Origin of the sequence: Paracoccus sp. MC1862 (genome assembly GCF_016617715.1) — a bacterium.
GTDB lineage: Bacteria > Pseudomonadota > Alphaproteobacteria > Rhodobacterales > Rhodobacteraceae > Paracoccus.
The window spans coordinates 3,110,536-3,122,851 of record NZ_CP067225.1 but is presented as its reverse complement, the minus strand read 5'-3'; the positions used below and the strand labels follow the sequence as shown (position 1 = coordinate 3,122,851).

The 12,316-nt window shown below is 68.7% G+C and carries 11 protein-coding genes; all 11 read right to left on the bottom strand.

All coding sequences use genetic code 11. The features are described from left to right. Window positions 1-105: 105 nt before the first annotated feature. Complete coding sequence (locus tag JGR78_RS15450; protein WP_182803488.1) at window positions 106-387, bottom strand: hypothetical protein; 282 nt, start codon at window positions 385-387, stop codon at window positions 106-108. A 4-nt stretch (window positions 388-391) separates the two neighbouring features. After that, window positions 392-1,816, bottom strand: coding sequence for a UDP-N-acetylmuramate--L-alanine ligase (murC, locus tag JGR78_RS15445; protein ID WP_182791019.1), 1,425 nt, complete (start codon window positions 1,814-1,816; stop codon window positions 392-394). Next, entirely contained in the window at window positions 1,813-2,898 is a 1,086-nt protein-coding gene (gene murG, locus JGR78_RS15440; RefSeq protein ID WP_182791020.1) for an undecaprenyldiphospho-muramoylpentapeptide beta-N-acetylglucosaminyltransferase, read from the bottom strand. The genes murC and murG overlap by 4 nt, the downstream gene beginning before the upstream one ends. After that, on the bottom strand, window positions 2,895-4,061 hold the full coding sequence (locus JGR78_RS15435) for a putative peptidoglycan glycosyltransferase FtsW (RefSeq protein WP_182791021.1): 1,167 nt from the start codon (window positions 4,059-4,061) through the stop codon (window positions 2,895-2,897). The genes murG and JGR78_RS15435 overlap by 4 nt, the downstream gene beginning before the upstream one ends. 125 nt (window positions 4,062-4,186) lie before the next feature. Next, entirely contained in the window at window positions 4,187-4,660 is a 474-nt protein-coding gene (locus tag JGR78_RS15430; protein WP_182791022.1) for a GFA family protein, read from the bottom strand. A gap of 105 nt (window positions 4,661-4,765) precedes the next feature. Beyond that, a complete protein-coding gene (gene murD / locus JGR78_RS15425) occupies window positions 4,766-6,169 on the bottom strand; it encodes a UDP-N-acetylmuramoyl-L-alanine--D-glutamate ligase (RefSeq protein WP_182791023.1) in 1,404 nt (467 codons plus the stop codon). Continuing rightward, window positions 6,166-6,540 carry a hypothetical protein gene (locus JGR78_RS15420; RefSeq protein ID WP_182803490.1) on the bottom strand — a complete coding sequence of 125 codons (375 nt, stop codon included), beginning with the start codon at window positions 6,538-6,540 and terminating at the stop codon, window positions 6,166-6,168. The genes murD and JGR78_RS15420 overlap by 4 nt, the downstream gene beginning before the upstream one ends. Window position 6,541: 1 nt before the next feature. Then, window positions 6,542-7,621 carry a phospho-N-acetylmuramoyl-pentapeptide-transferase gene (gene mraY / locus JGR78_RS15415; RefSeq protein WP_182791025.1) on the bottom strand — a complete coding sequence of 360 codons (1,080 nt, stop codon included), beginning with the start codon at window positions 7,619-7,621 and terminating at the stop codon, window positions 6,542-6,544. A gap of 5 nt (window positions 7,622-7,626) precedes the next feature. After that, a complete protein-coding gene (gene murF, locus JGR78_RS15410; protein ID WP_182791026.1) occupies window positions 7,627-9,012 on the bottom strand; it encodes a UDP-N-acetylmuramoyl-tripeptide--D-alanyl-D-alanine ligase in 1,386 nt (461 codons plus the stop codon). Next, window positions 9,009-10,496: a UDP-N-acetylmuramoyl-L-alanyl-D-glutamate--2,6-diaminopimelate ligase gene (locus JGR78_RS15405; RefSeq protein ID WP_234450782.1), complete on the bottom strand. Its 1,488-nt coding sequence runs from the start codon at window positions 10,494-10,496 to the stop codon at window positions 9,009-9,011. Before JGR78_RS15405 ends, murF begins: the two co-directional genes overlap by 4 nt. 14 nt (window positions 10,497-10,510) lie before the next feature. Next, window positions 10,511-12,313: a penicillin-binding protein 2 gene (locus JGR78_RS15400; protein WP_182803492.1), complete on the bottom strand. Its 1,803-nt coding sequence runs from the start codon at window positions 12,311-12,313 to the stop codon at window positions 10,511-10,513. Between the last annotated feature and the right edge of the window lie 3 nt (window positions 12,314-12,316).

The following is a 12,316-nucleotide window of genomic DNA, read 5'->3' as shown; positions in this document are numbered from 1 at the left end:
TTGATCGAGGCAGCCGAAGGCAATCAGAGCCCCTCCCTACGCCTTTCTGACGGTCTCAGATATCGCGGCAGGCGATGGGGGCGGAAAGCCCCCCTGCTGCGGTGGTCACAAGCGCCGCCGGTGCGCCTCCCAGAACCCGGCGATGGCGCCAAGCACGACCGAGACGATCCCCGGCACCACCACGAAGAAGATGATCGACGACCGGCGCAGCTGGTCGTCGCCCGTCAGCACGTCGCGGGTCAGGTTCCAGCCGATGACCGCGATCACGCCGATGAAGATCATCACGGCGAGCAGCCCCGCAAGGCCGAAGCGCCTGCCGGCGAGCCAGGCAAGCACTCCCGGCAGAGTCACTGCCAAGGCCGCCGGCAGGGCATAGTCCCCGATCATGCCCTCAGGCCGCCTTCAGCGTCAGCCGTTCGGGCAACCCGTTGGCCCAGGCGCTGATCGTCCCGGCGCCGAGGCAGACCACCATGTCGCCCGGCCGCGCCTGTTCCCGGACGAGCCGTTCAAGGTCCGATTCGTCCATCACCGCGCGGGCATGGCGGTGACCATGGGCGATCAGCCCGGCGACCAGATCGTCGCGCGAGGCGCCGGGGATCGGGTCCTCGCCGGCCGAATAGACCTCGGCGATGGCGACGACGTCGGCCTCGTTGAAGCAGGTGCAGAAATCGTCGAACAGGCTCGACAGCCGCGAATAGCGGTGCGGCTGGTGGACCGCGATCACCCGGCCCTTGGTCGCCTGCCGTGCGGCCTTCAGGACGGCGGCGATTTCCACCGGGTGGTGGCCGTAGTCGTCGATGATGGTGACGCCATTCACCTCGCCCACCTTGGTGAAGCGCCGCCCCACCCCGGCGAAAGCCGCCAGGGCATCCCGGATTTGCGCGCGTTTCAGCCCGAGGTGCCGCGCCACGGCAATCGCAGACAGCGCGTTCGAGACGTTGTGGTCGCCCGGCATCGGCAGGGTGCAGCCCTCGATCATGGGGACCTCGCCGGTCTCGTCGCGCTCGCCCTGCAGGGCCACGTCGAAATGGGCGATTCCGTCCTCATAGCGCAGGTTCACGGCGCGCACGTCGGCCTGGGCGTTGAAGCCGAAGGTCACGACGCGGCGGTCGGTGACGCGGCCGACGAGGCTCTGTACCTCGGGGTGGTCGGTGCAGCAGACGGCGAGGCCATAGAAGGGGATGTTCGACACGAAGTCGGTGAAGCCCTTGCGCAGCGCGTCGAAGGACCCCCAGTGCTCCATGTGCTCGGGGTCGATGTTGGTGACGATGGCGATGGTCGCGGGCAGGCGGTTGAAGCTGCCGTCCGATTCGTCGGCCTCGACCACCATCCACTCGCCCGCGCCCGCCCGCGCGTTGGACCCATAGGCGTGGATCACGCCGCCGTTGATGACCGTGGGGTCCAGCCCGCCCGCATCCAGCAGAGTCGCCACCATCGTCGTGGTGGTCGTCTTGCCGTGGGTGCCCGCGATGGCGATGTTGGATTTCAGCCGCATCAGTTCCGCCAGCATCTCGGCCCGGCGGACGACGGGCAGGCCGCGGCGTCGCGCCTCCTCAAGCTCGGGGTTGCCCTTCCTGATGGCGGTCGAGATCACGACCACGCCCGCGTCCCCGATGTTCTCGGCCCGCTGACCCTCGAAGACGGTGGCGCCCAGCTTTTCCAGCCGGTCGGTGATCTTGGACCGTTTCGCGTCCGAACCCTGAACCGTGTAGCCCAGCGTCATCAGCACCTCGGCGATCCCGGACATGCCGATGCCGCCGATGCCCACGAAATGGATCCGCCCGAGTTCTCCGGGAAGCTTGGTGGCTGCGTTCATGGGGTCAGTTCCGTCACAAGGTCATGCAGGCGGGCCGCCGCGTCGGGGCGGCCCAAGGAGAGCGCGGCTTCCGCCATCCGGCGGGCGCGGGATGCGTCCGTCAGGATCGCCCGCAGATCGCGCGTCAGGCTGTCCGCGTCCAGCACGGATTCGGGCAAGACGACCGCTGCGCCGGTTTCCGCCAATGCGCGGGCGTTGGCGGTCTGGTGGTCGCCCGCAGCCGCCGCATAGGGAATCAGGATCGCGGGCCGCCCGATCACGGTGATGTCGGCGATGGACGACGCCCCGGCCCGGCTGACGACAAGCTGGCAGGCCGCAAGCCGTTCCGGCACGTCGGTGAAGAAGGGCTGCACCTCGGCCCGTATCCCCGCGTCCGCATAGGCGCGGGTGACGCGCCCGGCATCCTCGGCGCGGGCCTGATGGCTGACCTGCAGCCGCGCACGCAACTCGTCCGGCAGGGCGGCCACGGCGGCGGGCACGGTCTGCGACAGTACCCGGGCGCCCTGACTGCCGCCGATCACCAGCAGCTTCAGCGCGCCGTCGCCAGGCGGCTGATAGGGGGCGCCTGCCCGGTCCAGCACGGCCTGCCGCACCGGGTTGCCGACATGCAGGCCCCTGACCCCCTTCGGCAGGTCGGTCGGCCATGTGCCGCAGGCGACCCGGTCCACCCGGCGGGCGAAGATGCGGTTCACCCGGCCCATGATGCCGTTCTGCTCATGGATCATCCGCGGCAGGCCCAGCGCCAGCGCCGCCCCCATCGCGGGAATCGTCGGATAGCCGCCGAAGCCCACCACCACCGCAGGACGATCGCGGCGCATGACGCGGACGGCCCCCGCAAGCCCCTGCCCGATCCGCAGCGGCGCGGACAGCTTGCCCAGAAGCCCGCCCCGCGCCGTGGTGGCGGAACGCAGGATCTCTCGCGTGACCTCGGGCGGGAAGCCCCCGGCATAGCGCGCGCCCCGTTCGTCAGTGGACAGCTTCACCCGCCAGCCCGCGGCCAGCAGCCGTTCGGCCAGCGCCTGCGCGGGGAACATATGCCCGCCAGTTCCCCCCGCTGCGATCAGGGCGAGCCTTCCGCTCATCGGCCCGGCCGCCCCAGCACGTCCGCCAGGGCGTTCTGCGGCCGCGTCCGGGTCAGCGCCAGCAGCATCCCCAGCGTGATCCCCGAGGCGATCACCGACGAGCCGCCATAGCTGACGAAGGGCAGCGTCATCCCCTTGGCCGGCAGCAGCCGCACCGCCACGCCCATGTTGATCAGCGCCTGCACGCCGAAGGCGCAGGCAAGCCCGGTGCCGGCGATGCGGGCAAAGGGGTCGCGTTCCTCCAGCAGCCGCCACAGCGAGCGCACGACGATGGCGCAGTAAAGCGCGATGATCGCCATGACCATGACGAAGCCGTATTCCTCGGCCGCGACGGCGATGATGAAGTCGGTATGCGCGTCCGGCAGCGACCATTTGACCGTGCCCTCGCCGACGCCGACGCCGAAGAAGCCGCCCTCCTGGATGGCGTTGGTGGCATAGCCGATCTGAGTGCGGGGATCGACGTCATTCGACAGGAAGCCGTTGATGCGACGGGCGAAATGCTCGCTGTTGGCATAGGCGAACATGCCCCCGATCCCGGCCAGCCCGACCGTGCCCGCGATCAGCACCACCGGCGCACCGGCGACGAAATACATCACCAGCCAGGAAAACAGCACCAGCGATGCCTGGCCGAAGTCCGGCTGCAGCGCCAGCATGACGATGACGGCGCCCGCGATGAAGAACGAATAAAGCTTGCCCGGCGGCCCGCCCACCGCCTGGGCCGAGGCCATGAACCAGCCGCAGATCGCGATGAAGCCGGGCTTGAGGAACTCGGACGGCTGGACGGAGGCAAAGCCGAGCGACAGCCAGCGCGTCGCGCCCTTACCGAAATCGGTGCCGATCGCCGGCAGCGCGGCGACGGTCAGGAACGCCCCGATGAACAGCAGCACGCCAAGGCGGCGCACCTGCACCGGCGACAGCATCGAGATGACCAGCATCACCCCCAGCGCCATGCCCCCGAAGGCGGCTTGGCGGGTGACATAGTAGAAGGCGGGCAGGTTGTTGCGTTCCGCCAGTGGCACGGATGCGGCGAGGCCCAGCAGCAACCCCAGCGCGAACAGCGCCAGCACGCTGGCCAGCGCCCACTTGTCCACCGTCCGCCACCAGCGTGGAAGAATGGGGTCGCCCACGCGCACGGGCGTGGCGCCGTAGACCATCTCGGTCATGGGTTCACCGCTGTCACTGCCTCTGCCTGCGTCCGGTTCGGCCCGGATCTGGGCAGGAAGATAGCGCGGAAGGCGCGGTGAAGCCAGAAATGTTTGCGCGATCAGCCGCCCTGCCCGCCCGGCCGTCAGGAACCGGAGGGCTGCGCCTGCCGCATCGCATCGCGGCGTGCCAGCGCCGCCGCGGGCCAGTGTTCCGAGGCGCGGTAATAGCCGGGCATGGCCGGCACGCCCTCGGGCAGGATCACCCAGGGCCGTCGGGTGGTCACATAGATGTGGATGTCGGGCGGCACCGCGCCGGGATCGTCCAGCGTACCGGTGCGGACAAAGGCGACTGCCCGCCGCATCCCACCATAATGGCTGAGGATCGTCGTGCGGCAATTGGCGCATGCCACGAGGATCTGCCCCTTGCCCGAGGCCGAGGGGATCGTCCGCTCCTCGACCGGCCCGGACAGATGGACATGCGCGGTCTCGATCAGCGCATTGACGGCGAATGCGCTGCCGGTCTCTCGCTGGCACCAGCTGCAATGGCAGCAGTGGGTGAACAGCGGCGGCTGGTCGAGCCGGTAGCTCACCGCGCCGCAGACGCATCTTCCGTTCATCGGCCCCTCCAGTTTGCCGCCGCCAGCCTGCATCCGGCGATGACGCCCGGCAAGCCGCAAGGGCTTCTTTCTGGCCCAAATACCTCTGGGGGAGGCCGAAGCCCCCTAACGCGGCAAGGCCTGAACCAGCGCCGTGAAATGCTCGCCGCGTTTCTCGAAGTTCGGATACTGATCGAAGCTGGCCGATGCCGGGGCGAGCAGCACCGTGTCCCCGGGCTCGGCCTCCGCGGCCGCCCGGGCGACGGCGGCCTCCATCGTCTCGACGACCTCGTGAGGGGTGTCCGAAAGTTGCAGCGCGAAGTCGCGGGCCGAATGGCCGATCAGGTAGGCCTTGCGGATATGCCCGAACAGCGGCGCCAGAGCGGCGATGCCGCCGTCCTTCCCCATGCCGCCCGCGATCCAGCGGATGTTGTCGAAGGCCATCAGCGCCTTTTCCGCGGAATCGACGTTGGTGGCCTTGGAATCGTTCACCCAGCGCACGCCGCCGATCTCGGCCACCGTCTGGCTGCGGTGCGGCAGGCCCGCGAAGCTGTGGAAGGCGGTCTCGATGTCGCGCGGGGCAAGGCCGATGCTGCGGCAGGCGGCATAGGCGGCGCAGGCGTTCTGGTGGTTGTGGGCGCCGGGCAGGCCCGTGATCCCGCGCAGGTCGATGGAGGCCACCTGCCGCCCCTTGCGCCATTCCGACAGGAAGCCCTTGCGCGCCGACACCGACCAGCCGAAGCCGTCGAGCTTGTCCTCGACCGAGACGCGGATCACCCGGTCGTCCTGCGGCCCCTGCCCCATCTGGTTGGCGAGGTAGCGCCCCTCGTCCTCGTCCACGCCGATCACGCAGCGGTCGGGGCCGCCTTCCGAGAACAGCCTCCGCTTGGCCGCGAAATAGCCGCCAAAGCCGGAATGTCGGTCCATGTGGTCGGGCGACAGGTTGGTGAACACCGCCACGTCCGGCGTCAGCGCGCGGGCAAGGTCGGTCTGGTAGGAGGACAGTTCCAGCACCACCACCTCGCCATCCACCGGCAGTTCCAGCGAGAGGGCCCCGGTGCCGATATTGCCGCCCATCTGGGTGGGCCGGCCCGCGGCCTGCAGGATATGGTGGATCAGGGCGGTCGTCGTGGACTTGCCGTTCGAGCCGGTGACGCAGATCACCCGCGGGGCCACATCGAACGCATCCCAGTCGAGCGCGCCGAAGCTGCGGAAGAACAGGCCGATGTCGTTGTCTACCGGTACGCCTCGGCGCAACGCCTGCGTGATGGCCGGATGCGGGCGGGGGTAGAGATGCGGGATGCCGGGCGAGGTGATGAGCGCGTCGATCCGGTCCCGCCAGCCAGCATCGCGGGTCAGGTCAGTGAGCGTTAGCCCTTCGGCCTCGGCCTGCGCCCGCGTCTCGGCGCTGTCGTCCCAGGCGACGACATTTGCGCCGCCCTCGCGCAAGGCGGCGGCGGTGGCCCGGCCGGAGCGGCCGAGGCCAAGGACGGCGACGGTCTGGTTCTGAACGCCTTGCACGGGGATCATGGTGACATACTCATGGCGAGTTCGCGGACTTCAGTGATGACGATCCCCATGACGAGGCAGATAGCGAAAAGGAATGGCAGGGCAAGCAACTTGGCCAAGCGTCCCCAGCGCCTTACGGGCGGGCCGATCTTCTCGCCTATCAGCACTATAAGGGCGAAACTTTGGGCAAGCGCCAAGAGGATAAGGACAAGAGCGGCCAAGGCGGCGACTGCACCGTCCAGCCCGATGGTAGCGAGACCAAACTCGCCGGCCATCTCATCCCAATTTAGCCCATCCCTGCTGGCCACCAAGCCGGCAGCGGCACTTACACCGATCAACCGTGTCAATCGTGCGCAGACTTCATCGACAGCGTTGAGAGAATTCGATGCCATTCTAGCGCAGCTTCAACGTGCTGAGCCCGATCAGCGCCAAGATCACCGCGATGATCCAGAAACGGATGACGATCTGCGGCTCGGCCCAGCCCTTCTTCTCGAAATGGTGGTGGATCGGGGCCATCAGGAAGACGCGGCGGCCCGTGCGCTTGAAATGGGCGACCTGGATGATGACCGACAGCGCCTCGACCACGAACAACCCGCCGACGATGGCAAGGACGATCTCGTGCTTGATGCAGACCGCGATGGCGCCAAGCGCCCCGCCAAGGGCGAGCGAGCCGGTGTCGCCCATGAAGACGGCGGCGGGGGGGGCGTTGTACCACAGGAACCCCAGGCCGCCGCCAATCAGGGCGGCGACGAAGACCGCGATCTCTCCGGTGCCGGGGACGAAGTGGACGCCGAGGTAGTTGGCAAAATTCGCGTTGCCGACGAGATAGGCGATGATCCCGAAGGTGCAGGCGGCGATCATCACCGGGCCGATCGCCAGCCCGTCCAGCCCGTCGGTCAGGTTCACCGCGTTGGCCGCGCCCACGATCACCAGCATGGCGAAGGGGATGAAGAAGATACCGAGGTCGATCAGCACGTTCTTGAGGAAGGGCAGCGCCAGTTGCCCCGACAGCGGGTCCGGGTTCAGCCAGGCGACCGCGATCCCGGCCAGCGCGCCGATCGCAAGGCCGATCGCCATGCGGATACGGCCCGAAAGTCCCGCGTGGTGCTGCTTGGTCACCTTGGCATAGTCGTCCGCGAAGCCGATGGCCGCGAAACCCGCCGTCACCAGCAGCACGACCCAGACATAACCGTTGTCGAGCCTCGCCCAAAGCAGGGTCGAGATGAACAGCGCCGACAGGATCAGAATGCCACCCATCGTGGGCGTGCCGCCCTTGTGGACGTGGTCCGGGCCGATCTCGCGCAGGGGCTGGCCCTTCTTCTGCTTGACGCGCAGCCAGTCGATCAGCGGGCGGCCGAAGATGAAGCCGAAGATCAGCGCGGTGAAGAAGGCCGCGCCCGAGCGGAAGGTGATATAGCGGAACAGGTTGAAGACGCCGCCATTGTCGGACAGATCCGCCAGCCAGTAGAGCATCGGGTTTACCCCTTGTTGTTATCTGATGCGGGCGTCTGCCGCGCCCGGCGGATCGCGTCAACCACGCTTGCCACGCGCGAGCCCTTCGATCCCTTCACGAAGACCACGTCTCCGTCGCGGACCAGTTCGCTCGCGCGGGCGCAGAGGTCGGCGGCGTCCTCGGACCAGATGCCGCGCCTGTCCTCGGGCAGCGCGTCCATCAGGTGGCGCATCCGGGGACCGCAGGCATGGACCAGCGCAACCCCCTGCATTTGCGGATAATCGGCGATGCCACAGTGCAGGGCAGTCTCGTCCTCGCCCAGTTCCAGCATGTCGCCGAGGATGGCAACCCGACGACCGGGCGGCATCGCATCCAACGTAGCGAGGCCCGCCGCGAGGCTGGTCGGGTTGGCGTTGTAGCTGTCGTCGATCAGCATGATCCCGCCGATCCGTTCGACTCCGCCCCGGCCCTTGTAGGGGCGCCAGTCGGATAGATTCTTGGCGGCGGCCCTGGGGTCAGCACCCAGCGCGGTGACAGCGGCCAGCACGCCCACCGCGTTCATGGCGAAATGCGCGCCTGCGGTGGCGATGGTGAAGTCCAGCGTCTCGCCCAACACGCGGGCGCGGACGTGGGTTTCTCCTTCCGTGACCGCCGAGGACAGGGGCTGCGCTACGCCGCCCTGGCCAAAGCCGACGACGATGGCGCCGGCACGGTCGGCAGCGTCGCGCAGGATCTGCGTCACGGGCAGGTCCTCGGGGAGGATGGCGTGGCCCGCAGGTTCAAGCCCCTCGAAGATCGAGGCCTTTTCCACCGCGATGCCTTCAAGGCTGCCGAAGGCCTCCATGTGGGCGGGGGCGACGGTGGTGATCATCGCCACATGGGGGCGGGCCATGCGCGACAGGGGCGCGATTTCCCCCGGATGGTTCATGCCGAGTTCGAGGATCGCCCAGTCAGTATCTGCCGGCATCCGCGCCAGGGTCAGTGGCACACCCCAGTGGTTGTTCAGGCTTGCCTCGGCGGCATGGACCCGGCCCTGCCCGGCAAGCGCGGCGGCGGCCATGTCCTTGGTCGAGGTCTTGCCGACCGAGCCGGTGATCGCCAGCACCTTCGCGGCGCTGCGGACCCGCGCGGCGCGGCCCAAGGCTTCCAGAGCGGGCAGGACATCGGGGACGATGAGCAGCGGCGCATCCGGGGGAACGCTCTCTGGGATGCGGCTGACCAGCGCGGCGGCGGCCCCCTTTTCCAGCGCCTGCGCCACAAAGTCGTGGCCGTCGCGGGCATCCTTCAGGGCCACGAACAGATCGCCCCGACGAATCGTTCGGGTGTCGATGGAAATACCCTCGGCCACCCAGTCGGCAGTCGCGCGGCCGCCGGTCGCGGCGGCGGCATCCTGCGAAGTCCAGAGGCTCATATCATGCCGTCCAGCGCAGCGACGGCGACCGAGGCCTGTTCGGCGTCGTCGAAGGGGAAGACGTCCGAGCCGATGATCTGCCCCGTCTCGTGCCCCTTGCCCATGATGAGCAGCGCATCGCCCGGTTCCAGCGCGTCCACGGCGCGCAGGATCGCCTCGGCGCGGTCGCCGACCTCGGTCGCATCCGGGCCCGCGCCCGCCATGACCTCGGCGCGGATGGCGGCGGGGTCCTCGGTCCGGGGGTTGTCGTCGGTGACATAGACCACGTCGGCGTGCTGCCGGGCGGCCTCGCCCATCAGAGGGCGCTTGCCCCGGTCGCGGTCGCCGCCCGCGCCGATCACGGCGATGATGCGGCCCATCACATGAGGACGCAGGGATTGCAGCGCCGCGATCACGGCGCCGGGCTTGTGGGCGTAGTCCACGAAAACCGCCGCACCGTTCTGGCGCTGGGCGGCAAGTTCCATCCGGCCGCGCACGGTGGTCAGGCCGGGAAGCGCGGCGATGACGCGGGATTCGTCAGACCCGGTGGCAAGGCACAGGCCCGCCGCGCACAGGACGTTTTCCGCCTGGAAGCCGCCGATCAGGTTCAGGCGGATCAGGTGGGTCCGGCCTTTCACGGAAAACCGCAGCTCCTGCCCCGTCGCGTCATAGCGCTGGGCAAGGATGCGCAGGTCGCAGCCCTCAGCCCGGCCGTAGGTCATAAGCCTCAAGCCACGGTCGCGGGCGATCTGCGCGGCCTCGCGCCCGCGCGCGTCGTCGGTGCAGATGACCGCCGCCGCGCCGGGTTCGAGGATGTGGTTGAACAGCAGCGCTTTGGCGGCGAAGTAGCTGTCGAAGTCATGGTGATAGTCCAGGTGGTCCTGGCTGAAGTTGGTGAAGGCCCCCGCCGCGACCCGCACTCCGTCCAGACGGCGCTGGTCGAGGCCGTGCGAGGATGCCTCCATCGCCGCATAAGTCACTCCGGCGTCAGCCGCTTCGGACAGCACGCGGTGCAGTGTTACCGGCTCGGGCGTCGTGTGGGCCAACTTCGCCGTATAATCCCCTTCCACGCCCATGGTCCCAAGGCTGATCGCTTTCAGCCCCAGCGCCTGCCAGATCTGGCGGGTGAAGTTCGTGACCGAAGTCTTGCCAGAGGTCCCCGTGACCGCCACGACCGTCTCGGGCTGCGTCTCGAACCACAGTGCAGCCGCGCCGGCCAGCGCCGCGCGAGGGTCTTCGGCCACGACCAGCGCGGCAGGGAATGCAGCAAGCTCGGCCGCCGCGATCCCGGCGCCCTGCCTGTCGGTCAGGATTGCCGCCGCTCCCTGCCGCAGGGCATACTGGATGAACTCGCCCCCGTGCAGCGCCGATCCGGGCAGCGCCGCGAACAGATGCCCGTCTCGGACATGGCGCGAATCGACCGAAAGGCCGGTGATCCGGGGATTGCTTCCATCTCCTGCCCGCAGCCCCAACCGGGACAGGCTCATGGCCTTGTCGTTCTCCATGGTCCCCTCGGTCCTTATTTCGCCGAGACCCTTACGGCATCGGCCGGACGGGGTTCAATGACGGGCAGGTCCACCCCGTCGGGCTGCAGGCCCAGCGTGGGTGACAGCCGCTGGATCAGGGCGGCCGCGACCGGCGCGGCGGTGGCGCCGGCGGTCCGCATCTCGCCCCCGCCGGCGGCGGACACCTTGGGCTCGTCCAGAGTCACCACCAGCACATAGGCCGGATCGTCGGTCGGATACATGGATGCAAAGGTCGAAACGTTGCGGTTCTTGTAGTAGCCGCCATTGGGGCGGGGCTTGTCGGCGGTGCCGGTCTTGCCGCCGACCTGATAGCCCGCGACCTCGGCCTGCCGCGCGGTGCCGTTGGTCACGACATGGCGCAGCAGATCCCGCGCCTGCTTCGCCGCAGCCGGCGACAGCACCTGCTCGCCCTGCACGGACTCCTTGCGGTGCACCAGCGTCGGGCGCACCCGGCGGCCATCGTTGGCGATGGTGGCGAAGGCGGATGCCAGATGCAGCGGGCTCGCCGCCAGCCCGTGGCCGAAGGACACGGTAGCCGCCGTCACCGCCGGCCAGCGCGATGGCACGATGGGTTTGCCCGTCGGTGCCTCGGTCATCTCGACGGTGGTCGGCTCGAAGAAGCCCAGGTCCTTGAGGAACTTCTGCTGCCGTTCCGCCCCCAGCATCTGCGCGATCCGTACGGTGCCCACGTTCGAGGACTTGCCCAGCACGTCGCGCACCGACAACTGGCCGCCATAGTTGTGAAAGTCGTGGATCAGGTATTTCCCGATCTTCATGGGCGAGGAGGCGTTGATCATGGTGTTGCCGTTGACCAGCCCCTCGTCGATCGCCTGAGCAATGGGAAAGATCTTGAAGGTCGAGCCAAGCTCATAGACCCCCTGCACCGCCCGGTTGAACAGCGGGCTGTCCGAGGGGTCGCCCTGGGTCAGCGGCCGCGGCCGGTCGTTGGGATCGAAGTCGGGCAGGCTTGCCATGGCGACGATCTCGCCCGACTTCACCTCCATCAGGATGCCGGTCGCGCCCTTGGCGTTCATGACCTTGATGCTGTTGCCCAGCACTTCCTCCATCGCCGCCTGCGCGGTCAGGTCGATGGACAGCTGCAGGGGGGCGCCCGCATTGGCCGGGTCGCGCAACCAGCGGTCGAAGGCCTTTTCGACGCCCGCCATGCCCAGCACCTCGGCGGAACTGACGCCTTCCGCCCCGAACTGGGAACCTCCGAGGATATGGCTGGCGAGCCGCCCGTTCGGGTAAAGCCGCATCTCGCGCGGGCCGAAGACGAGGCCCGGCTCGCCGATGTCATGGACGGCCTGCATCTGTTCGGGGGACAGCTTCTTCTTGATCCAGACGAACTTGCGCTCGCCGGTCAGGTCACGCTTGAGCCTCTCGGCATTCAGGTCGGGAAAGATGCGGGCCAGCTTCTCGGCAGCCGTCTCGGGGTCCACGAGGTCGTGGGGGTGGGCGTAAAGCGCGTGGGTGGACAGGTTCGTGGCCAGCACCCGCCCGCGCCGGTCCACGATGTCGGCTCGCTGCGAGATGATCTGCGCCCCCGAGGCATGGGCGCGGGGTTCCACCGGCTGGCTGCTGGCCAGAGCCCCCATCCGCAGGCCCACCGTGCCGAAGGCGACCATGAAGCCCAGCACCATCAGCTTGATCCGCCCCTCGGCCCGGCGGCGGGCGCGGCCCTGGATCTCGGCATGGCGGCGGGCGCGCTGCTCGGCCTCGATCTCGTCGGGGTCCTGTCCGGCCTGCCGGGCGCTGAGGATGCGGGCCAGCGGGCGCAAGGGGGTGCGGATCATGGC

Coding starts and splice junctions, on each gene's coding strand:
- JGR78_RS15400 (WP_182803492.1), bottom strand. CDS start 12,313: ATGATCCGCACCCCCTTGCGCCCGCTGGCCCGCATCCTCAGCGCCCGG.
- murC (WP_182791019.1), bottom strand. CDS start 1,816: ATGAACGCAGCCACCAAGCTTCCCGGAGAACTCGGGCGGATCCATTTC.
- murD (WP_182791023.1), bottom strand. CDS start 6,169: ATGATCCCCGTGCAAGGCGTTCAGAACCAGACCGTCGCCGTCCTTGGC.
- JGR78_RS15430 (WP_182791022.1), bottom strand. CDS start 4,660: ATGAACGGAAGATGCGTCTGCGGCGCGGTGAGCTACCGGCTCGACCAG.
- JGR78_RS15435 (WP_182791021.1), bottom strand. CDS start 4,061: ATGACCGAGATGGTCTACGGCGCCACGCCCGTGCGCGTGGGCGACCCC.
- JGR78_RS15420 (WP_182803490.1), bottom strand. CDS start 6,540: ATGGCATCGAATTCTCTCAACGCTGTCGATGAAGTCTGCGCACGATTG.
- murG (WP_182791020.1), bottom strand. CDS start 2,898: ATGAGCGGAAGGCTCGCCCTGATCGCAGCGGGGGGAACTGGCGGGCAT.
- murF (WP_182791026.1), bottom strand. CDS start 9,012: ATGAGCCTCTGGACTTCGCAGGATGCCGCCGCCGCGACCGGCGGCCGC.
- JGR78_RS15405 (WP_234450782.1), bottom strand. CDS start 10,496: ATGGAGAACGACAAGGCCATGAGCCTGTCCCGGTTGGGGCTGCGGGCA.
- mraY (WP_182791025.1), bottom strand. CDS start 7,621: ATGCTCTACTGGCTGGCGGATCTGTCCGACAATGGCGGCGTCTTCAAC.
- JGR78_RS15450 (WP_182803488.1), bottom strand. CDS start 387: ATGATCGGGGACTATGCCCTGCCGGCGGCCTTGGCAGTGACTCTGCCG.